The sequence below is a fragment of the Dysgonomonas sp. 216 genome (assembly GCF_010501065.1).
In the GTDB taxonomy this organism is placed as follows: domain Bacteria; phylum Bacteroidota; class Bacteroidia; order Bacteroidales; family Dysgonomonadaceae; genus QVMM01.
The window spans coordinates 84417-106181 of the sequence record NZ_QVMM01000005.1; the positions used below are offsets into that span (position 1 = coordinate 84417).

The 21765-nt window shown below is 38.0% G+C and carries 20 protein-coding genes; 12 read left to right on the forward strand and 8 right to left on the reverse strand.

What is annotated here, in order from left to right:
• The first annotated feature begins 173 nt into the window (after positions 1–173).
• Positions 174–773 carry an outer membrane beta-barrel protein gene (locus tag D0T53_RS04585; protein WP_163265544.1) on the forward strand — a complete coding sequence of 200 codons (600 nt, stop codon included), beginning with the start codon at positions 174–176 and terminating at the stop codon, positions 771–773.
• A gap of 76 nt (positions 774–849) precedes the next feature.
• On the opposite strand, the gene trxA is transcribed toward D0T53_RS04585, so the two are convergent.
• From trxA to mutY, 6 genes are all read right to left on the reverse strand, one after another.
• Positions 850–1167 (reverse strand): thioredoxin, encoded by a 318-nt coding sequence (gene trxA, locus D0T53_RS04590; RefSeq protein WP_163265546.1) that lies wholly within the window; start codon positions 1165–1167, stop codon positions 850–852.
• Positions 1168–1329: 162 nt separating this feature from the next.
• Entirely contained in the window at positions 1330–5070 is a 3741-nt protein-coding gene (dnaE, locus tag D0T53_RS04595) for a DNA polymerase III subunit alpha (protein WP_163265548.1), read from the reverse strand.
• 174 nt (positions 5071–5244) lie between these two features.
• Positions 5245–6075, reverse strand: a complete 831-nt coding sequence (locus D0T53_RS04600; protein WP_163265550.1) for an MBL fold metallo-hydrolase — start codon at positions 6073–6075, stop codon at positions 5245–5247.
• Positions 6075–7022 (reverse strand): nitronate monooxygenase family protein, encoded by a 948-nt coding sequence (locus D0T53_RS04605; protein ID WP_185152971.1) that lies wholly within the window; start codon positions 7020–7022, stop codon positions 6075–6077. Before D0T53_RS04605 ends, D0T53_RS04600 begins: the two co-directional genes overlap by 1 nt.
• Before the next feature lie 20 nt (positions 7023–7042).
• Positions 7043–7522, reverse strand: a complete 480-nt coding sequence (locus D0T53_RS04610; RefSeq protein WP_163265552.1) for a low molecular weight protein-tyrosine-phosphatase — start codon at positions 7520–7522, stop codon at positions 7043–7045.
• A 44-nt stretch (positions 7523–7566) separates the two neighbouring features.
• Complete coding sequence (gene mutY, locus D0T53_RS04615) at positions 7567–8616, reverse strand: A/G-specific adenine glycosylase (RefSeq protein WP_163265553.1); 1050 nt, start codon at positions 8614–8616, stop codon at positions 7567–7569.
• 247 nt (positions 8617–8863) lie between these two features.
• Between mutY and D0T53_RS04620 the strand changes: the two genes are divergently transcribed.
• The 4 genes from D0T53_RS04620 (at position 8864) to D0T53_RS04635 (ending at position 13564) form a co-directional block, all read left to right on the forward strand.
• Positions 8864–9139: an HU family DNA-binding protein gene (locus D0T53_RS04620; RefSeq protein ID WP_163265555.1), complete on the forward strand. Its 276-nt coding sequence runs from the start codon at positions 8864–8866 to the stop codon at positions 9137–9139.
• A 310-nt stretch (positions 9140–9449) separates the two neighbouring features.
• On the forward strand, positions 9450–11024 hold the full coding sequence (locus D0T53_RS04625) for an Rne/Rng family ribonuclease (protein ID WP_163265557.1): 1575 nt from the start codon (positions 9450–9452) through the stop codon (positions 11022–11024).
• A gap of 133 nt (positions 11025–11157) precedes the next feature.
• Positions 11158–12636 (forward strand): cysteine--tRNA ligase, encoded by a 1479-nt coding sequence (cysS, locus tag D0T53_RS04630; RefSeq protein WP_163265559.1) that lies wholly within the window; start codon positions 11158–11160, stop codon positions 12634–12636.
• A gap of 46 nt (positions 12637–12682) precedes the next feature.
• A complete protein-coding gene (locus D0T53_RS04635) occupies positions 12683–13564 on the forward strand; it encodes an AraC family transcriptional regulator (protein ID WP_163265561.1) in 882 nt (293 codons plus the stop codon).
• Here the strand turns inward: D0T53_RS04635 and D0T53_RS04640 are convergent.
• Positions 13561–14394 (reverse strand): phosphatidate cytidylyltransferase, encoded by an 834-nt coding sequence (locus D0T53_RS04640; RefSeq protein ID WP_163265640.1) that lies wholly within the window; start codon positions 14392–14394, stop codon positions 13561–13563. The genes D0T53_RS04635 and D0T53_RS04640 overlap by 4 nt on opposite strands.
• Positions 14395–14595: 201 nt before the next feature.
• Here D0T53_RS04640 and D0T53_RS04645 point away from each other — a divergent pair, with 201 nt between their 5' ends.
• Positions 14596–15477, forward strand: coding sequence for an AraC family transcriptional regulator (locus D0T53_RS04645; protein WP_163265563.1), 882 nt, complete (start codon positions 14596–14598; stop codon positions 15475–15477).
• A 252-nt stretch (positions 15478–15729) separates the two neighbouring features.
• Here the strand turns inward: D0T53_RS04645 and D0T53_RS04650 are convergent, their stop codons facing one another.
• Positions 15730–16689, reverse strand: coding sequence for a DUF2156 domain-containing protein (locus tag D0T53_RS04650; RefSeq protein ID WP_163265565.1), 960 nt, complete (start codon positions 16687–16689; stop codon positions 15730–15732).
• A 223-nt stretch (positions 16690–16912) separates the two neighbouring features.
• Here D0T53_RS04650 and D0T53_RS04655 point away from each other — a divergent pair, with 223 nt between their 5' ends.
• The 6 genes from D0T53_RS04655 to D0T53_RS04680 all read left to right on the forward strand — a co-directional run bounded on the left by D0T53_RS04655 (position 16913) and on the right by D0T53_RS04680 (position 21691).
• Positions 16913–17959 carry an outer membrane beta-barrel protein gene (locus D0T53_RS04655; protein ID WP_163265567.1) on the forward strand — a complete coding sequence of 349 codons (1047 nt, stop codon included), beginning with the start codon at positions 16913–16915 and terminating at the stop codon, positions 17957–17959.
• A gap of 94 nt (positions 17960–18053) precedes the next feature.
• Positions 18054–18422: a DMT family protein gene (locus D0T53_RS04660; RefSeq protein WP_163265568.1), complete on the forward strand. Its 369-nt coding sequence runs from the start codon at positions 18054–18056 to the stop codon at positions 18420–18422.
• 318 nt (positions 18423–18740) lie between these two features.
• On the forward strand, positions 18741–19292 hold the full coding sequence (locus tag D0T53_RS04665) for a 1-acyl-sn-glycerol-3-phosphate acyltransferase (RefSeq protein WP_163265570.1): 552 nt from the start codon (positions 18741–18743) through the stop codon (positions 19290–19292).
• A 3-nt stretch (positions 19293–19295) separates the two neighbouring features.
• Positions 19296–20072, forward strand: a complete 777-nt coding sequence (locus D0T53_RS04670; RefSeq protein ID WP_163265572.1) for an amidohydrolase — start codon at positions 19296–19298, stop codon at positions 20070–20072.
• A 22-nt stretch (positions 20073–20094) separates the two neighbouring features.
• Positions 20095–20892: an META domain-containing protein gene (locus D0T53_RS04675; RefSeq protein WP_163265574.1), complete on the forward strand. Its 798-nt coding sequence runs from the start codon at positions 20095–20097 to the stop codon at positions 20890–20892.
• 28 nt (positions 20893–20920) lie between these two features.
• The gene (locus tag D0T53_RS04680; RefSeq protein ID WP_163265576.1) at positions 20921–21691 is read left to right on the forward strand and encodes an META domain-containing protein; all 771 of its coding nucleotides are present in this window, start codon (positions 20921–20923) and stop codon (positions 21689–21691) included.
• Positions 21692–21765 lie beyond the last annotated feature (74 nt).

Here is a 21765-nt window from a genome sequence, read left to right on the forward strand (position 1 = left end):
AAAACGAGCATTAGGTAATTTTAACCTTTCCGCAAAACATTGCGACACAATGAACTATCGTTCACTTGTATCGCAAACGCCTTATTTTCTTGCTAGTAGCCATTGATATTATAATAATACTTATTATTTTTACCCCCGATTAATTACTTAATTATTAATTAAATTTTAAACTTATGAAAAAAATTTTATTCGCTCTAGCACTATCTCTAGGTGTTGTTACTACAGCTTCGGCATTAGAACCAGGTAAAATGTGGGTTGGTGGTTCAGTAGGTCTTTCTTCTACAAGTGTAAAAGTTGGTGAATTTGATGAAGATTATCTGAACTATAAAATTTTACCAGAATTTGGTTACGTGGTTAATGATAAAATTGGAGTTGGTATAGTTGTTGGCTTCCAACAAACAGAAGTAGATATAGAAGACCTCTTAGCTAGTGAAGAAATCCAAGGTAAAGTGCAAGGGTTTGTTATTAATCCATTTGTACGTTATTCTGTTTTAAAAGGAAGTATTGGTGGTATCTTTGTTGACGGAGGTGTTGGGTTTTCTCAAGCAAAAAATAAAGATACAGATTTGAAGGCTACGATATTTGATGTTGGATTTAGACCAGGTATAGCTTTGAATGTTTCGGACAAAGTTGTTTTAACTGCCAAATTTGGTTTCTTAGGATACCAAAATACAAAGCTATCACCAAAAGTAGGCAATGATCTTAAAATCAATGAATTTGGTTTTGACTTCGATCTTAACAACTGTCTTTTTGGAGCAAGCTTCGTTTTTTAAGGCATAATGCTATTATACAAACAAAAAGGTGTACAGTAAGTACACCTTTTTTATTTGATACTATCTGATTAATAACTTACTTCAATAAATTATTAATTTTTTCTACTAATGCCGATTTTTGGGCTGCCCCAACTTGTTTATCTACCACTTCTCCGTTTTTGATAAATAAAATTGTAGGTATATTGCGTATACCATACTTCGAAGTAATGTCGTCATTATTATCAACATCTACTTTCCCAATTGTAACTTTGTCGGCATATTCGTTAGCCAATTCTTCGATGATAGGGCCTATCATACGGCATGGACCACACCATTCTGCCCAAAAATCAATAACAACAGGCTTGTCCGATTTCAATAGTTCTTCAAAAGTTGCATCTGTAATTTCAAGTGCCATAATGTAATTTCCTCTCTATTTCTTTATATATAATTATTCTTCAGTTCTAAATTTGTACGCAAAAATAATCAAACAATTTGATATGCAAAACAACAATAGTTTTAGCCGGTCATTACCTTTGCTAAAATATAACAATTGTGTTGTTTATAAAGTTCGACAACGCTAATTAACTTTAAATACTATACTATCGTTACCTTCCAGATAGTCGATCAAATCTTTATGTACATTTATTTTCAAGCTTCGGGCAAATAACTCGATCTTCATATTTCGTTCTCCGTCTACAACATCAAAATAGAGAAGGGTATTACCTTCCGTACCTTTCAATAAGGTAGACAACTCGTCTATCATTTGGGCATTTAAATCGTGCAAAGGTAATGCAATGGTTATTTTTTCAACCAATTGATCTTTTACGTCGGGTAAAAGACTTATCGAATTTATTTTTAATTCGAATTGGGTTTGGTCGAATTTTCGTGGTTGTATTCTTCCTTTTACATATATATATAGCCCTTTGCGTCCATAACGTCCGAAGTTAATATAATCGTCGCCAAACAATGCAACCTCTCCGCTGCCATTAAAGTCTTCAACCTTTATTATCATGTAAGGATGCCCTCTTTTGGTAATTCCTTCCCTTATATCCGATACTAGTCCGCCAAAATTTATTTCCTTGTTCTGATGCGCTTCTTTATCCTCCAGCTCGGTAACCGAAATATTACATACATATTTTAGTATAATTGTATATTCGTCAAGAGGATGAGCAGACAGGTATATACCTATAAGTTCGCGTTCTTTACCTAGGCGTTCCAGATCAGACCACTTTTCGGCCTGAGGAATATCAGGGCGGGCAATATCGAAAAATGTGTCGTCCCCAAATAGCGAGTTCGTAGCCTGCGATTTATCGGCCTGATATTTATTGCCGTAACGAATAAGCATATCAATAAAGGTTTCGCCTTTTACACTTATAGCAAAAAACTGTTCGCGACTAATTTCCACGAAGTTGTCAAATGCTCCGGCCAAAGCCAGACCTTCTATATTTTTCTTATTGCACGATGTTAGATTTATACGTTCGACAAAGTCAAATATATCCTTGAAGGGTCCGTTTGCATTTCGTTCTTCTACAATATTGTTTACGGCGCCTTCGCCCACGCCTTTGATTGCAGCAAGTCCAAAGCGTATATCGCCCGCCTTATTTACCGAGAATTTGAGGAACGACTCGTTTACATCGGGCCCCAACACGTTAATCTCCATGGCTTTACACTCGTCCATGAATTTTGTGATTTCGGTAATATTCGACAAGTTTCGCGACAGTACTGCAGCCATGTATTCCGAAGGGTAATTGGCTTTTAGCCACGCTGTTTGATAAGCAACCCACGAATAACATGTTGCATGCGATTTATTAAAAGCATACGATGCGAACTTTTCCCAGTCGCCCCAAATTTTATTTAGTATTTTTTCATCGTGTCCGTTCGCTTTCCCCCCCGATAAGAATTTTTCTTTTAGGGCATTCATCTTGTCGATGAGCTTTTTACCCATAGCTTTACGTAACTCGTCGGATTGTCCGCGGGTAAAATCGGCTAATAGTCTCGATAAAAGCATGACCTGTTCCTGATACACTGTAATGCCATAAGTATCGTCCAGATACCGTTCCATAATGGGGATATCGTAAACAATCTCTTCCCTGCCATGTTTGCGGGCAATAAACGATGGAATATAATCCATTGGCCCCGGACGGTAAAGGGCATTCATGGCAATAAGGTCTTCAAACTTGGTAGGTTGAAGTTCCTTCAGGTATTTTTGCATACCGGCAGACTCGAACTGGAATGTTCCGGTAGTTTTTCCTAAGCTATATAATTCGTAGGTTTTTTCGTCTTCGAGCGAAATTGTGTCAATATTTATTCGTTCGCCGGTAGTATGATAAATATTCTCAAGGGCTTCTTTGATAATCGATAGGGTTTTCAAGCCTAAGAAGTCCATTTTTATCAACCCCGTTTCTTCGATAACCGAACCTTCGTATTGCGTTACAAGTATAGTCTCTCCCGACTCCTTATCTTCTGCCGTACTTACAGGCACGATGTCGGATATTGCTTGCTGCCCGATAATCACACCACAAGCATGCACTCCGGTGTTACGAACGTTTCCTTCAAGCATTTGGGCATACTTCAAGGTATCGGTCATAACCTTGTCGTGGCTGTTCATTGCCTCTTTCAACTCAGGAACATATTCGATAGCATCCCTCAGTGTAACTTTCTTTTTGTCGGGTATTTTATCCGGCACAAGTTTGGCCAACCTGTTCGATTCGGCAAGTGGCAATTTCTGAACACGGGCAACATCTTTGATTGCCGATTTTGTTGCCATTGTACCATAGGTTATTATATGGGCAACTCGTTCCTGTCCATATTTTTCGGTAACCCAGCGCAGCACTTCTCCTCGTCCGTCATCATCAAAGTCCACATCGATATCAGGCATCGATATACGATCGGGGTTAAGAAAACGCTCGAACAGCAAATCGTACTTTATAGGGTCTATATCAGTGATTCCAAGACAGTAAGCCACAGCCGACCCGGCAGCCGACCCCCTTCCGGGACCTACGGCAACACCCATACCACGTGCAGCAGTAATAAAATCCTGAACAATGAGAAAATAACCGGGAAATCCCATCTTTTTCATTGTATCGAGTTCAAAACTAAGGCGTTCTTTAGTATCTGCGTTCATGTCTTCTCCGTAGCGTTTTACCGCACCAATCATTGTGAGGTGTTCGAGATAGTCGGCTTCGAGTTTAATACGGATAACTTTATTGTAGCCTCCTAAACGCTTATAAGTATCTTCGGTAAATTCTTCGATAAGATCAGCTTCGCTGTATTTTGCTTTATATTGCTCTTCCGTCCCAAACGATGGATCAATATCGAAAAATGGCATTAAAGGACCTGAGTCGATAGAATATATCTCAATTTTATCAGCTATTTCATTTGTTGTAGCAAGAGCTTGAGGCATATCGCTAAAAAGCTGATTCATCTCGGCTGTAGTTTTTAGCCATTCTTGCTTTGTATACATCATCCTTTTCGGATCGTCGAAGTCCTTGCCTGTACTTAAACAGATAAGCCTGTCGTGAGCATCGGCGTCAGATTCATCAACAAAGTGAACATCGTTTGTGGCTATTAGCTTTACCCCGAATTTTTCGCTCAACCTGACAAGTTCTTTATTTACACGTTCCTGCAAGGGGTAAGCTTCGGTGTTTGCATCGGGGCGAGAGGCCTTGTGACGCTGCATTTCGAGGTAAAAATCATCTCCGAACAAATCTTTAAACCACATTACCGCCTTTTCGGCTTCCTCCGTTTCTCCGGCTGTTATTCTTTTAGGTATTTCTCCTCCTAAACATGCCGAAGCAACAATCAGCCCTTCGTGATATTTTTCCAGCAGCTCTTTATCTATACGGGGACGCATATAAAAGCCTTCTGTCCACGATTGCGAAACCATCTTAATAAGGTTTTTATATCCTTGTTTGTTTTTTGCAAGAACCAGAAGATGGTATCCGCTCATATCCTGTTTCCCTTCTTTTGACTGACGGGTACGGCGGGCGACATAACATTCGCAGCCAATTATAGGCTTAAATATTTTAGATTCTTTTTCTTGTAAGGTTTTCGATAATTCTTCTGTCTGAGCTTGATCGCCGTTTTTTTGCGCTTCGGATATTGCTTTTTTTATATCCTTAATATCGGCGTTTACAGGTGCGTTTTTTTTATTTATGTAGTTAACGAATTCTTTTATGCCGAACATAGAACCATGGTCGGTTAAAGCAACAGCTCTCATGCCATCGGCCTTTGCCTTGTCTACTATTTTCGGTATGCTGGCTTGCCCATCGAGCAGCGAATACTGCGAGTGGACATGTAAATGAACAAATGGTTGCATATGATATAAACCTTTCTCTCTGTCGTTTTATTAGGGATTTTAAAGATAACTATAATTAAATAGTTGAACAGATAAAAAGATATTAAAGTTTTCAACACAGACAGAAATGTGTGTGAAAAGACCGATTGGTTGATTTGTATGAAAAACCGAAAGGGGCGTTTGTTTTAGCTACATTCAAAACTCTTTAACTCCCGAAGGTTTTCCGCGTTGCAATGTCCTGAGAACTACGTGTTCGCCCACTATTATACCTTTGTCGCAAAGCTTCTCTTCTACAGTTTTGAAAGCAATTTCGGGCAGATTATTATCTTTACTGAGGTGGCAGAGCCATATCTCGTTAAGATTGTTACAGAAAATATCGGCAAGAAACTCGCCGGTCAGGCGGTTGCTTAAGTGTCCCGACCCCGATACTATTCGTTGCTTAAGATAATAGGGATAACTTCCTGCCTGAAGCATCGCTTCGTCGTAATTGGCTTCAATAATCAGATGGTTTGCTTTGCTTGCGTAGTGAGTTATTTTTTCAGTGATTCGTCCCACATCGGTAGCCAAAACAATTGTTTGTCCGTTTATTTCTATGTGATAACCTACGTTCTCGATGCTATCGTGAGGCACATCAAACGCGGTAATCCGAATATCTTTGATGCTGAAGGGTATGTCTTTTTCTATTTCCCGCCTCGACCCATATAATCTTTCTTCGCAGTAACGACTACGTGCTATCCCGTCGTGAACCGAAGAGGTTGCATAAACGGGAATGCTCATTTTGGTGCCAAAGTAACTTACCGACTTCATGTGGTCGGCATGGTCATGTGTGATTAATACTGCAACAATGGTTTCCAGCGCAATACCATATTCCCGAAGGTATTTTCTTATTGTGCGGCTACCAATTCCGGCATCGATAAGTATTCCGTATTCCGAGGTACCGAGGTAGTAGCAATTGCCATTGCTACCACTCGACAAACTCAGTAATTTGTATTTGGGTTTCTCCATCGGAAACAGTTCGTATTGCATCAGAAAGACAGCTTGCTTATCTTTTCTACTCCTTTATTAAAATCCTCAATCATGTCTTCTATCACTTCTGATACAGTCGGTATTGTTGTTATTAAAGACGATACTTGTCCTATTTCCAATTCTCCGTCAACAAGGTTTCCTTCAAATATCCCCTTCTTCGAACGCCCCCGACCTAGTATCTCACGTAATTCGTCGCCTGTAGCGCCACGATCTTCGGCCTCTTGCACTTGTTGATAGAACTGGTTTTTAACCAACCGTGTGGGGCTAACTTTTTTTAGCGAAAGAACGGTGTCGCCTTCTTTAAGCTCGATGCATATTTCTTTAAATTCTTTTGATGCAGAACTCTCCTGTGTCAGAGCAAAGCGCGACCCAACCTGAACACCTTCGGCACCTAACGCAAAAGCGGCAAGCATGGCACCTCCGGTGGCGATACCTCCGGCGGCAATCAATGGAATTTCGAGGCTTTGTTTTACTTGAGGGATAAGCACCATCGTAGAGGTTTCCTCCCGTCCGTTATGACCTCCGGCTTCAAATCCTTCGGCAACAACAGCGTTCACTCCGGCTTCCTGACATTTTAGGGCAAATTTCGAACTAGAAACTACATGTGCTACAATTATACCGTTTTCCTGAAGTTTTTTCGTCCATGTTTTTGGATTTCCGGCCGAAGTGAAAACAACTTTTACGCCTTCCGATATAATAATATCCATTATTTCTTCAACATTCGGATACATAAGTGGCACATTTACTCCAAACGGCTTGTTTGTAGCCTCTTTACACTTACGGATGTGTTCGCGCAGAACTTCGGGGTACATAGAGCCTGCGCCAAGCAGCCCTAAACCTCCGGCATTGCTAACAGCAGAAGCCAGCCGCCAGCCACTACACCAAACCATTCCGCCCGAAATAATCGGGTATTTTATGCCGAACAAAGATGTTATTCTATTTTCCATTACTGTTTTTTTTATGCTATTTATTTGATTCTACTTTTAATATGTTCGAGAAGACCCTCACAAGCATCCTCTAATAAGTCGAGAACAAGTTCGAAGCCCTCTGCTCCTGAATAATAAGGATCGGGGATATGGTCGTGTTTCAGTTTCTGTAAAAAATCGACCATGCGAAAAACCTTACCTTGCGATTCCAAATCGAGGCTTAATCGCATTATATTGCCATAATTACTGTCGTCCATTGCCAGAATGATATCGAATTTATCGAAATCGTTTTGGGTAAACTTTCGCGACAGGCTGTTAAAATTATATCCTCTTTTAGCTCCGTGAGCGCGCATTCTTTTATCGGGTAGTTCTCCATTGTGCCAACCCGATGTTCCAGCCGAATCTACTTCTATTTTATTTTGCAGTTTCTCTTTATAAACAAACTCTTTCATAATTCCTTCGGCGGCAGGCGAACGGCATATGTTTCCCAGACAGACAAAGAGAATTTTATATTTATCCATAATGAAATTGTTTTTTGAAAGCTTAAAAGTACAAAATCCGAATGTTATTTACAATCCTCAATATACTTATGCGTCAGGCGCGAAATAGCATAATTTTGCAGTTCGGGCAGTAGTATTTTAGTATACCCGTTCTCTGACAGACTGTTATCGGGAGCTTCCGCTTTATAAAAATTAGCATATATAATACGATGCGATAGCACATGTTTTATTTGTCTAACAAATTTTAATTGAATACTACTACCTAATAGCTTTATTAATTGGTTACTTAACAATAGTTCTTCAATATTACACTCGGTTGAAGTTTCAATAAGAGGTAGTTCGTACAGATTCTTCCATATATCGTCACCTTTTCGCTGCCTTATATAAGTGTATTGTTTGTCGGAAACGTCGAAATAATTAAAATAACGATTACTTACTTTTGTTTTTCCTTGCTTTACGGGAAATGCTTTGGTATTGCCCGAAGCGAATGCCAAACACTGTTCTGCTAACGGGCATTTATTACAATCCGGATTCATTGGCACACATTGCAATGCGCCCAGTTCCATTATTGCCTGATTATATGTACCCGGATCTTTGCGATCGATAAGCTCTTGAGCCAATTCCGAGAAAAGCTTTTTTCCCTTTGTTGTATCTATGGGAGTGTCTACTGCAAATAATCGGGATAGCACTCTGAATACATTTCCGTCTACCACGGCATAAGGCTGATTGTATGATATAGACATGATAGCAGATGCAGTATATTCGCCAATACCTTTAAGCGACAACACATCCTTATATTGCTTGGGAAATATCCCGTCAAAGCGGCTCATTACATCTTTTGCCGCATAATGCAAATTGCGGGCTCTGCTATAATAACCTAACCCCTGCCACAGTTTTAATACTTCATCTTCGCTACTTTCGGCCAATGTTTGAATATCGGGGAAACGTTTTATAAACCTGTTGTAATAGCCGAGCCCTTGATCTACCCTTGTTTGCTGCAGTATAACCTCTGATATCCAGATAGAGTATGGCTGCGTCGCTTCCCGCCAAGGCAAAAGACGCTTGTTATTGTTGTACCATTTTATAAGATTTGAGCTTATAATGGAATTTTTCATTGTTGCAATGCTGTATTAAAATGTAATTTCGAAGATAACAACAAAAATTATCACCCTCAAAAAAAAAGAATCTAAAGCCTTTTTATTAAGTATATTAACTGTTTAATGACTGTTTTAGTGCGCTTTTTGAAAAAAAGCAGGATTTTCAGCAAAAATGACAATTTATTTTTCAAAGGTAAATAAAAAAGCTATATATTTGCAGTCCAAAAAATTAGTAATAATCAACCAATTTAAATAAAATAGAGAAATGACAAAGGCAGATATTGTAAACGAGATCGCGAAGAATACCGGTATCGACAAAGCTACAGTACTTAACGCAGTAGAATCTTTTATGGAAGTTGTTAAAACGTCGTTGAGCAACGAAGAGAATGTATACTTAAGAGGTTTCGGTAGCTTTATTGTTAAAAAAAGAGCACAAAAAACAGCTCGCAATATATCAAAAAATACAACTATAATCATACCGGAACACAACATCCCGGCTTTCAAGCCTGCTAAAACATTTGTAAACCAGGTAAAAAAATAAATTATTAACTGTAAAACATTATATTATGCCAAGCGGTAAAAAAAGGAAAAGACATAAAATGTCAACTCACAAGAGAAAAAAAAGACTTAGAAAGAATCGTCATAAAAAGAAAAAATAAGTTTTAAGGCAGAAGTTTAGGAGTCTGTCAAAAGGCTTCTAAACGGACATTCTTAATCTTATAATTATGAAGAGATTGAAGAACAAACTTAAATATATCTTGCAGATTTTAGGTTTGTTCTTTTGTTTATTTGAACAAACCCATCACCAAAGGGTTTTAATTGTGAAGAGAAAGATTGAATGATAGTAAATTATGACTAGCGAACTAATTATTGATGCCCAACCTAAAGAGGTTTCGATTGCTGTTCTGGAGGATAAAAAACTCGTAGAGCTGCAAAAGGAAGCAAGAGATGTCTCTTTTACAGTTGGTAGTATTTATGCCGGCAAAGTAAAAAAGCTTATGCCTGGCCTGAATGCTGCTTTTATTGATATAGGGTACAAGAAGGACGCTTTTCTTCACTATTTGGACTTAGGTCCTCAGTTTAACTCGGTAGATAAATTTTATAAACAGGCTTTAGCCGACAAAAAAAAGTTTCCTCAAATATCTAAAACACAAATGGATGCCGACATCGACAAAGATGGAAGCATTACAGATGTATTGAAGGTGGGACAGGAAATTTTGGTTCAGGTAGCAAAAGAACCAATATCGACTAAAGGCCCCCGATTAACCTCCGAACTATCTTTTGCCGGACGTTTTTTGGTACTGATACCATTTAATAACAAGGTGTCGGTTTCTCAAAAAATAACCTCAAAAGAAGAGCGTGCACGTTTGAGGCAGTTGATCCAGAGCATAAAACCTAAAAACTTTGGCGTTATAGTGAGAACTGTTGCCGAAGGGAAGAAAGTTGCCGAACTAGATTCGGAACTAAAAGTGCTTGTGAAACGCTGGGAAGACAACCTGCCAAAAATACAAAAGAACAAGTTGCCTGTATTGGTATACGAAGAGACGGCACGTATAGTAGCTCTTTTACGCGATGTATTTAATCCTTCTTTTCAGGAAATACATGTAAATGACAAAGACATTTACAACCAAGTAAAAGATTACATAACACTTATAGCTCCTGATAAAAAAGACATTGTGAAAATGTATTCGGGAGAGCTGCCTATTTTCGATAATTTTGCTGTAACGAAGCAAATTAAGGCACTTTTTGGCAAAACCGTGACTTTTCGGAATGGAGCCTATCTTATCATAGAGCACACAGAGGCTCTGCATGTTGTCGATGTGAATAGCGGCAACCGAACAAAAGCTCAGCAGCAAGGACAGGAGAATAATGCATGGGAAGTAAACTCTGCTGCGGCCGAAGAAATAGCCCGCCAGCTAAGGCTTAGGGATATGGGTGGAATTATTGTTATCGATTTCATTGACATGACCGATGGCGAGCACCGAAGCAAATTAGTTGCAAAAATGCAGGAATTGATGGCCAACGACAGAGCCAAACATAACATTCTGCCATTGAGCAAATTCGGGCTAATGCAAATAACCAGACAACGGGTAAGGCCCGAAATGGAAATTAACACAACCGAAACTTGCCCTACCTGTTTTGGCAAGGGAGAAATTAAGCCGTCGATTTTATTCACCGATAGCTTACAACATAAAATTAGCTACCTAGTAAACAAACTGAATGTGAAGAAATTCACCCTGCATGTACATCCTTATATTGCAGCATTTATTAATCAGGGATTTCTTTCGTTGAAATGGAAATGGAAGTGGCGCTACACAATGAGTATGAAAATAATACCCAATCAGAGCCTCGCTTTTTTAGAATATCATTTTTACGATCAGAACAAAGAAGAAATTGACCTGAAGCAGGAAATTGAGCTTAAATAAATTTAAGCAAACGCATTGAGGAAGGAACCCGTATAAGGTTCCTTCTCCTTTTTTATAGAGTATTTAGTACCGATACATTTTATTTATTCTTATTTTTGCAATTCTGTTAATGAAAGAATAAAGCATAAGAAAAATGGATCAGAAGCTTTTTATTTACAATACTCTAACCCGTCAGAAAGAATTGTTCGAACCGTTGCATGCACCACGTGTAGGAATGTATGTTTGTGGACCTACCGTTTATGGCGACCCACATTTGGGACACACACGTCCGGCAATAACTTTCGATTTACTATTCCGTTACCTATCTCATCTGGGTTATAAAGTGCGTTATGTGCGCAACATAACAGATGTAGGCCATTTGGAGAATGATGCTGATGAAGGAGAAGATAAAGTATCGAAGAAAGCAAGGCTCGAACAGCTTGAACCAATGGAAGTTGTACAATATTACACAGTGCGTTATCGTAAGGCAATGGAGGCACTAAATGTTTTGCCACCATCGATAGAGCCTTCGGCTTCGGGGCATATTATCGAACAGGTTGCTACAATAAAAGAAATATTGAACAACGGATATGCTTACGAAAGCCAAGGATCGGTATATTTCGATGTGCGTAAATACAACAAAGATTACAACTATGGAATTTTGTCGCATCGCAATATCGAAGATTTACTGAATACCACACGCGAACTTGACGGACAGAACGAAAAGCATTGCAGTCTTGATTTTGCTTTATGGAAAAAAGCTTCCCCCGAACACATAATGAGATGGCCGTCGCCTTGGAGCGATGGATTTCCGGGTTGGCATATCGAATGTTCATCCATGAGTATAAAATATTTAGGATCGGAGTTTGATATACATGGTGGAGGTCTGGACTTAATGTTTCCGCATCACGAATGCGAAATAGCACAAAATACAGCATCTCAAAAGCATCAGGCTGTAAAATACTGGATGCATAACAATATGATTACCGTAAACGGGCAAAAGATGGGAAAATCTCTCGGTAATTTTATTACGCTCGAGGAGTTTTTTACAGGAAACCATCCGTCGTTAACGCAGGCCTATTCGCCAATGACTATTCGTTTCTTTATATTACAGGCACATTACCGCAGTACTGTAGATTTTAGCAACGAAGCTTTGCAGGCTTCGGAAAAAGGCTTTAGCCGTTTGCTTGAAGCTTATTCGAAAATCGACAAGATAGTCTTGGGCAATTCGTCGTTGGCAGATGTAAAAAGTCTGCACCAAAGATGCTACGAAGCCATGAACGACGATTTGAATACTGCTGTTGTTATATCTCATTTATTTGAAGCAGCAACAATTATAAATTCGGCACTTGACGGAAAGCTATTGTTGACAGCAGATGATATAACAGAACTGAAAAAGTTGTTTAACACATTCCTGTACGACATATTAGGAATGAAGGACGAAAGTGTTAGCGGAAACAACAATGCTTACGAAGCTTTTTCAAAAGCCGTTGATATGCTACTGGATTTTCGCGCGCAGGCTAAAGCCAACAAGGACTGGGCTACATCTGACAAGATAAGAGATGAATTAGCTAAAATAGGCTTCGAAATTAAAGACGGAAAGAGCGGAACCGAATGGCGTTTAACAAAGTAGGCCTAAGTTAGAGAAACTGGTTTTATAAAAAATATTTCGTAAAGTTATGGAGCTGAAAAAGATACAGGTTGGAGACTTGTCAAAAGAATTTTCTCCTTTTGCTATGCGGAACTTTGTTATTTCGGACGAGCCAATAACCGTGCCGTTACTTTCAATTGAGCATCCTATTGTTTTTGATGGAATCGCTTTTATATTTTGCCGAAAAGGGAAAGGACGAACAAAAGTGAATTTTATGGAATACGATGTGGATGAAAATACTATTATCGTTATTCTTCCACACTTTGTGACAGAACTATTAAGTTGCAGCGATGACATGGAGCTCGATTTTCTGCTTTTTTCTGTCGATTTTCTTGGCGATTACTTCGCCCGCCCAAATTTAGACCTATCCAGAAGCATGGTAAGGCAGCCGTGCTTAAAACTCACTGAAACCGAAAGCGAAAATCTATCGGAATTCTTTTCCTTTGTTGTGAAACATTACAATCGTAACGATCATCCATACAGGCAGGATATGGCAAAGGCATTGTTATATGCGCTATTGTCGGAAATAGGCGGGTTGTACTATAGCCGGATGAAAGACGAATTTGAAGATAAAAAACCGTCGATTGAATCAAGACAGCAAGAATTGGTGTCAAGCTTTTTTAAGTTGCTGCTTCATCATAATAAGCAGGAGAAAAGCTTACAGTTTTATGCCGATAAAATGTGCATAACTCCCAAGTATTTATCAACTGTGTTGAAAGAAGTGACAGGACGCACAGCTTTTGCTTGGATAAACGAGGCCCTTATGGCATCGGCAAAATACATGCTAAAGACTACTAATTTGACTATTCTGCAAGTCTCGGAAGAGTTGAATTTCCCTAATCCCTCGTTTTTTGGGCGTTTCTTTAAAAAGCATATAGGGATTACACCTTTAGCCTATAAGAATAGTTAAGAGAAGAATTTTACTGCTTCTAAATAAACAAATAAGGCCGGTATTGCGAATATCATACTGTCGAAGCGGTCGAGCACTCCGCCATGTCCCGGTAACATTTTACCCGAATCTTTTACTTTAATAGTCCTTTTAAACAACGACTCTATGAGGTCGCCTAAAGTTCCGGCTGCAACAACAACAGAGGCATATCCTATCCACTGGCATAAGCTTAAGCCCGTAAAGTAGTGCCCAAATATAACAGAGGCAATAATGGCAGAAACGGCTCCACCTATAAAACCTTCCCACGACTTTTTGGGCGATATACGTTCAAACATTCGATGCTTACCCAATGTTACACCAAACAGATATGCAAATGAGTCGTTTACCCAGATAAACAAAAACAGCCCTAAAATGTAAACAGAGTGATAAACACCGGACTCGTACCCGAAAGCCATATAACTGAGTAGCGCATAGGGCAAAGCTACATATATTTGTCCCAAAAGTGAATACGCCAGCGATTCTAACGGGTTAGCACGTTTTAAATACAGTTCGGAGGCAAATAATATCAACAGGTAAAGAATGTAGGGAACAACAACTATCAGCGAAGATTCTACTCCCGAAAAATAAAGAAAAGCTCCGGCAAAGAGCAGAAAACCACCGACTATGTTTAGGTATTTGCTTGTTTTTACTCCTGCATTATTGCTTAATAGCCCGTAAAACTCTATTAAAGCAAGTATCTGGATTGTACCTAACACAATAGCAAATGTGTATTGGTTATATAATATGCTCCCTAAAAGAACTGCGACAAAAACTATGCCTGTCAGTATGCGCGTTATCAGATTCTTCACAATAGTTTTTTTTGGATTCGAAGATAAAATACAGAACAAAGTTCAATATTTAATTATTGGCAAATGTAATGAAAATATGCAATTCTGCTCTTTTTTTGCTAAATTTACTTCGCATTTTTAGCAGTTGGCAAACTAAAATCATATTAGTCGCCATGAGAGCCTTATATTTATTACCTTTGTAGAAGGTATATATCTTCAGAAACTATGAGCTTATTATATAAAGAAGAGCACCTGTCGTGCATTCATTATCAAAAAAATCGTCCTCCAATTCTTAATCATCAGTTAGAAAAAGGAGAAGCTTTTGAACGGGAAGTTTTTGGGGAGAGCGTATTCCTGTTTTTAATAGAAGGAGAAATATCTGTATCGTTTGATGGATTCGAAAATGAATCACTCTCCGGACAAAAGATTATTCTTATACCTATAAACTGCATTTTTAAGGCTAAAGCAAAAACAAATTCCCGTTTTCTGACACTCAGACTGGGTGTGCAGGTTCAGATGTGCGCCAGTTTTTCGATGACACAATTATATCCGTTTTACGACGAACCTTCCGATAAAAACATGTGCGCCCTGACTTTTAATAATCAGATGAAGTTATTCGTCGAATTATTAGAGGCCTATATTAAGGATGGGGTTAATTGTGCTCATCTTTACGAAATAAAAAGAGAAGAATTGTTTTATATATTCAGGGCATATTATTCGAAAGAATTATTAGCCCGGTTTTTATATCCTATTTTGGGTAAAGAAGATGTTTATTTTAAAAAGTTAGTACTCGAAAATTGCCTAAAGGTTAAAAATGTAGCCGAGCTGGCTCAAATAGTAAATTACAGCACTTCCGGATTTATCAAAAAGTTTACTCGTAGCTTTAACGAGTCTCCTTACCGATGGCTGAGCCAATACAAAGCAGATAGGGTTTTGACAGAATTGCATTCGACCGAAAAAACGTTCAAGGAAATAACGGATGAGTATCATTTCTCGTCTATTCCTCATTTTATCGAGTTTTGCAAAAAGCAATATGGGCTTACCCCCGGAAAGATAAGAAAAAAGAAGGAAGACACAAGAAATGCGCATAAAGGAAAGAATGTGTAATTATTTGGTCGTTTTTTATAATTTGATTTTAAGAAAAAGTGCTAACTTTGCATACATAAAGAATCACATTTATGTTAAATGAGGTTCAAATAAAAGAATATTGTTATTTTCGCAACTTGCGAAAACCAATATATACCAATTCTAGTTTTGTAAAGTTTGTGTTAAGGGAGGAATGTCTGCGCAGTGATGCGCGGGACTTTCCTTATTTTTTTAGGTATATATTTATTCTTATTTTTCCAGAAACACACTTTATTATACAGCTTCAAATATTAGGTTATATTTGTTAAGTATGAATTTAGGATGATATGACAATTTAGATTTGCGTAGCCCTTTATCGCCCACATCTTCCTCTCTGTTTACATAAATAATATCCGGATATTTTTCGATTACATCGGCAGTAAATCTCATATTCAACATTTCGTATACTCCATTTATACTTTTATCGGCTTTTTCGATATGAACATACAATGTGTCGTTTATAATCTCCCCGACAGTAAATCCTGCAATTTTATTATCAATAACAATGAAAGATCCTATAAAATCGAATTTGTCATAATTCCTTAATACATATTCGGTCATCTGAGTCTCATTTATAAAAAGAGGATTATTGTTTTCATTCTCTTCATTATATTTCTCTAAGAAAGAAAGAATATCTTCTATATCCGATTCTTCTATTCGGGAATAAATGTATCCGGGATATAGTTGTGAAAATTTATTGACATGATTTCTTTTCTTGTTGTACTTTTTTCCTCTCAGTGTAGATAAGTCTTGTATACCATACAAATAATCCGACCAGTTTTCTAATTTCACAGAGGTAAATCTAATATCGCGAGGCAGATCCTTTATTGCGTTTTCGGGTACAGCCGACAGTATAAGATCCAGATTGTGCCGATCGCAATAATTTTTCAATAAACACATCGACTTTTGTACACGAAGTTGCCCGATAGGCATCGAAAAGGCTATTTCGTCGGGGTTTATCTCAGACACCCCTTTTATAAACAGTGTGTTTTCGAAAATCGCATATTCATATTTAAAATAGCGAGCCCACATATATAGCCCTCCTATCGAAAAGTCGCAAGTCCGATAATTTTGTTGATTAAAATATGTGCGTATATCTTCTAACGCAGAAAGAGAGACACTTCTGAAACAGAGATCTTCTTCAGCAGTTAAACATCCGCAATCGTTTGTTTCAGATGTATTATTGTATTTCATTTTATTCTTGTTTGATTGTTCCGGCTTTTACTTACCTATTACTGAATAAACTCGGAAACAGATTGTTTTGTTCGATAAACACAGGTTAATATTAAAAAAAATATCGTTAATTTGATTGTATTTGCAGTAAGTTGTAGGTAAAAATAGCTGTCGATTTAGTAGCACAAATTTATAATAATGGTATATTTGCAAAAAATTAACATACAAAACCAACACCTATACTATGAAAAAACTGACATTAGTGTTAATACCCATCTTATGCTTGTTTGCTAGTTGTGCACCCAAGATAACTACAACCATTATTAAACCTTATCCGTCGTTACAACCCGACGCTCCAATTGAAGTACTTTTTGCTCAGAGAATACCTGCTAAAGCTGAAGAAATAGGACAAGTGCGTATATCGGATAGCGGAGTGTCGACTAATTGCGATTCGCTGACGGTAATAAACAAAATCAAGGACGAAGCCCGCAAAGCAGGAGGCAACACTATAATAGTAACAAAACACACCAAACCGTCTATTTGGGGGAGTTCGTGCCACCAAATGACTGCTACGGTACTGAATGTTTCCGATTTTTCGGATAAAGACATTGCTGCAAACGAAAGAAGATATATGAGCGAAAATGCAATTATAGATTCTTTATACAAAACCAAAAACGAAAGACTACTTCCAAAATTTAATTTGTCGGCTAACGTCGGATACGGATGGAGAACGGCAAAAACGGCTGATGGCTTGGGTAGAGATGAGAAACAGATTGTTGACGATCTAAAATCGGGGTTTGTATGGGATATTTCGGCAAATTATTACATTAACGATAATTTCGGCTTAGGAATATCTAACTCAAACTATTCGTCGTCGACCAGCGCTTATGGAGAACACAACGACAGCGGCAACTCCGGAACTATAAAGTTTAACGACAGAATTACCTACATAGGGCCGGCTTTTTTGATGAGGTTTTCGCAGAATCAGAAATGGATTTTCAATATTAGTTTAGGAATAGGTTATCTTGGTTATTCTTCCGAGTCGAAACTCGATCGCGATTTCCTTAAAGTAACCGGAAGCACGGTTGGTTTCGAATCGAGGGTCGGAGTAGAACACAAATTAGCCGAAAACTGGGGAATAGGAATTAGTCTGTCTTCTCATTCCGGCATTTTATCTACCCTAAATGTAAATGACAATGGGCACAAAAAAACAATAGATCTGGACAAGGACAACAAGGAAGGTCTCGGTCGAATTCAATTAGGAATAGGAATGCGATATTATATCAAATGAGCCTTAAAGTCTTTTCATTTATTTAGTGAGTAAAATATAAACAGGCTCTAATAATTTGTTATACTTTTGCGCAACTTTAATCACTAATAAATATATGTCGAGCCTTTATACTATTTTGTTGCTGATAGCATCAAATGTTTTTATGACAATAGCTTGGTATGGCCATCTGAAAATGAAAGATTTCTCATGGTTTGCGTCGCTTCCACTCATTGGCGTTATTGTTTTTAGTTGGGCAATTGCTTTTTTCGAATATTGTTTTCAGGTACCGGCAAACCGTTTAGGATATGCAGGAAACGGAGGACCTTTCTCGCTTGTTCAGCTGAAAATAATACAAGAAGTTATAACACTTGTTGTTTTTGTCATATTCAGCACACTTGTATTCAAAAATGAAGCTTTTAAATGGAATCACATATTGGCTTTTATGTTTTTAATTGCAGCTGTTTATCTGGTATTCAGAAAGTAATATAACAGGTTTATTTAAAATCTCAGCTGTTTCCTGAATATAGATATTCGATTAAGCGTTATTCCGTATTTTTCCGAAAAGTGAATATTAGCAGAAACAGAAAAAACATTTTAAAATCTACCCTCCCCGTAATCTCTACGCCACATCTTCCGTCTGTTTGTTTAGCAGACCTTTTTTGACAACTTAACTGCTTTGTGTTTTCTTGAGTATTTTAAACAATTCTACCCGAATAAAAAAGTTATCTTTGCGGTCGATTATTTACCGGAAGAACCTTATTTTGTTTACAAAAAGAAGGTTCTTTTTCATAAAAAGAAATAAGTGAAAAAAATATCGTCGTTCATACTAAGAAAAATCGGTTGGAAAATAGAAGGTATTACAGATTTTCCCGATAAATGTGTAATATGTGTCGCCCCTCATACCAGTAACTGGGATTTGTTTTTAGGTAAACTTGTTTATTCGGCAATGGGGCGTAAAGCCTGTTTTTTGATAAAAAAAAGTTGGTTTTTCTTCCCGATGAACATAATATTTAATGCATTGGGCGGAATACCTGTCGACAGAAACAGAAAAACAGCATTAACAGACCAAATGGTTGAACAATTCGCTAATCGTAATTGTTTTCAATTAGCGATAACACCAGAGGGGACGCGAAAAAAAAATAGCGAATGGAAGAAGGGGTTCTATTACATAGCTTTGGCGGCAAATGTACCTATTGTTATCGTAATTCTTGATTACGGTAAAAAGACTGTCGATTTTCGGGCTGTTTTTGCGCCTACAGGCGATGCAGATGCAGATATTGCCCATATACAGGCTTATTACAAGGACGTGGAAGGAAAACACCCCGAAAAGTTTACGATGGGCGACAATAATTAAGTTATGAATCTTAGGGTTGCAATTGTTCAGTTCGATATTGTTTGGGAAGATAAAAAAGCAAATCTCGATAAAGTTGAGACTTTTATCTCAAACATTGCAGGACAAGCCGATTTGGTTGTTCTGCCCGAAATGTTCACTACCGGATTTTCGATGAACAGTGCCAAATTGTCCGAAGAAAACTCGGGCAACACAATGCAACACGTATCAGATTGGGCTAAACGTTTTGATGTAGCTATATGTGGTAGTTTTATAGCTACCGAGAACGGCAATTTTTACAACCGGGGATTTTTTATAACAGCAAATACGCAACGTTTTTATAATAAACGACATCTGTTTAGAATGGGAGACGAACCTAAATATTTTTCTAATGGAAAGAAACGGTTGATTGTCGAACATAAAGGGTTCAAAATTTGTTTACTTGTATGTTACGATTTGCGTTTCCCTGTGTGGGCACGTAATGTGAATAACGAATACGATCTGTTAATATATGTGGCTAACTGGCCTGCGTCGAGAGCGGCGGTATGGAGTTCGTTACTTGTAGCACGGGCTATAGAAAATATGGCATATGTATGCGGAGTAAATCGTGTAGGAAAAGATGGGCTTAACTTGGTTTACGATGGCCGTTCGGCAGTTATAGATGCAAAGGGAAAACCCATAACAAACGTAAGTAATGGTATTGAGGCTGTAGAAATAGTTGAGATATCGAAAGAAAAACTTGACGATTTCAGAGCAAAATTTCCGGTATGGAAAGATGCTGACTCGTTCGATATAAAATATTGAGTAATAATATAAATACTTTCTTATGAAGAAGATATTGTTTATTGTTTTTGTAATACTTATAGGGCTGCAAGGTTGCCAGCAATCGTCGAAGACTGTTGACCCTTCACAAATTGAGGGTTTTTGGGTGCTTAAATCGATAGATGGCAACGATGCTAAAATTGTATTTACCGGAGCATTACCTACAGTGCTGTTCGATTTTAAAGAAATGAATATATCGGGAACAGGAGGTTGCAACTCTTATTCAGGAGTGTTTACTCTGGATAAAAATATAATTTCGGCACCTAATATTGTCAGTACCCGAATGCTTTGTTTTGGAGATATTCCGGAACAGGATTTTTTTGAGAGGATTAAATCAGGAATAGTATCTGTTGAAGATAGTGTTTTGGCGATAACTAATATCGAAAACGAAGCAGTATCGCTGATTTTTGAAAAAGGAAAATCGCCCGTTGCTAAAAAAGGCCCGGTTTCTGTTGAGCAATTAGCCGGAAACTGGATGCTGAAAACAATGGAAGGAGTTCAGGCCTCAGCAATATTTAGTAGCAGTGAGCCAAAAATCCCTACACTTATGATAGAACCTTCCGATAGTATTATTGGGGGAAATGCAGGATGCAACAGATATGGGTCTAAATTCAGAGTGTCAGATAATTTGCTGATAGTCGAGCCTGTTTTTGCAACACAAATGGCCTGTCCCGATATGGAGGGCGAATATAAATATTTGAAAAATATAGCCGACACATCGGAATTGTCGATGCCGGACAATAACACTTTGCTTTTAATGAAAAAAGGCGCAGCGGTATTGGAATTCGAAAAAGTAAATTAATAATTTATTATACAAATATATAACGAATATGAAACTAGTAAAAAAATCGATGCTGTTGTTCATCGTGTTGGGCATAGCATTTGGAGCACAAAGCTGTAAAACAAAAAAAACAATGCAAGCAGATAATCTTGAAGGTAAATGGATGTTGGAAACATTTGACGGACAAGCAGTAAAAAGTGTTTTTGCCGGAAAAAATCCAACAATAATTTTCGATACCGCCGGAAAACGCATTAACGGAAATGGTGGTTGTAATGGGTACAGTGGAATGTATAGCCTTGATGGAAATGTATTTACAGCTCCTAATCTGGCATCTACAATGATGATGTGTATACAAGCAAATCAGGAGTCGCAATTCCATAAGTTTTTAGGAGCAAAATCCGAATTATCGTTAAATGGAGATAAGCTTATATTTACTCAGAACGGAAAACAAGTAATGGTGTTTACAAAAGCAAAACCTCTTACTGTTGCCGATTTAGCCGGTGTATGGAAATTAATGTCGATGCAGGGAGCATCATCTAATATTGCCTTTGGAGACAAACTTCCAACAATAGAATTCGATGCTTTAGATAGCAAAGTATTCGGGACAGCAGGTTGTAACCGTTATAATGCGCCATTCACTCTTAAGGATGGAATGCTGACTGTGTCGGTACCCGTTTCTACACGTATGGCTTGTCCTAATATGGAAGGCGAAGCTAAATTTCTGAAATTAATAGCAACACCGGCAAGTATCGAGGTTGAAGATAACATGCTAACACTCAGAAACGATGGAGCCGAGCTTCTAAGATTTATAAAAGAATAACAACGGAGTAAAATCTGATATGGAAAATGCGCGAACATTATGTTTGCGCATTTTTATTTTATATACAGATATAA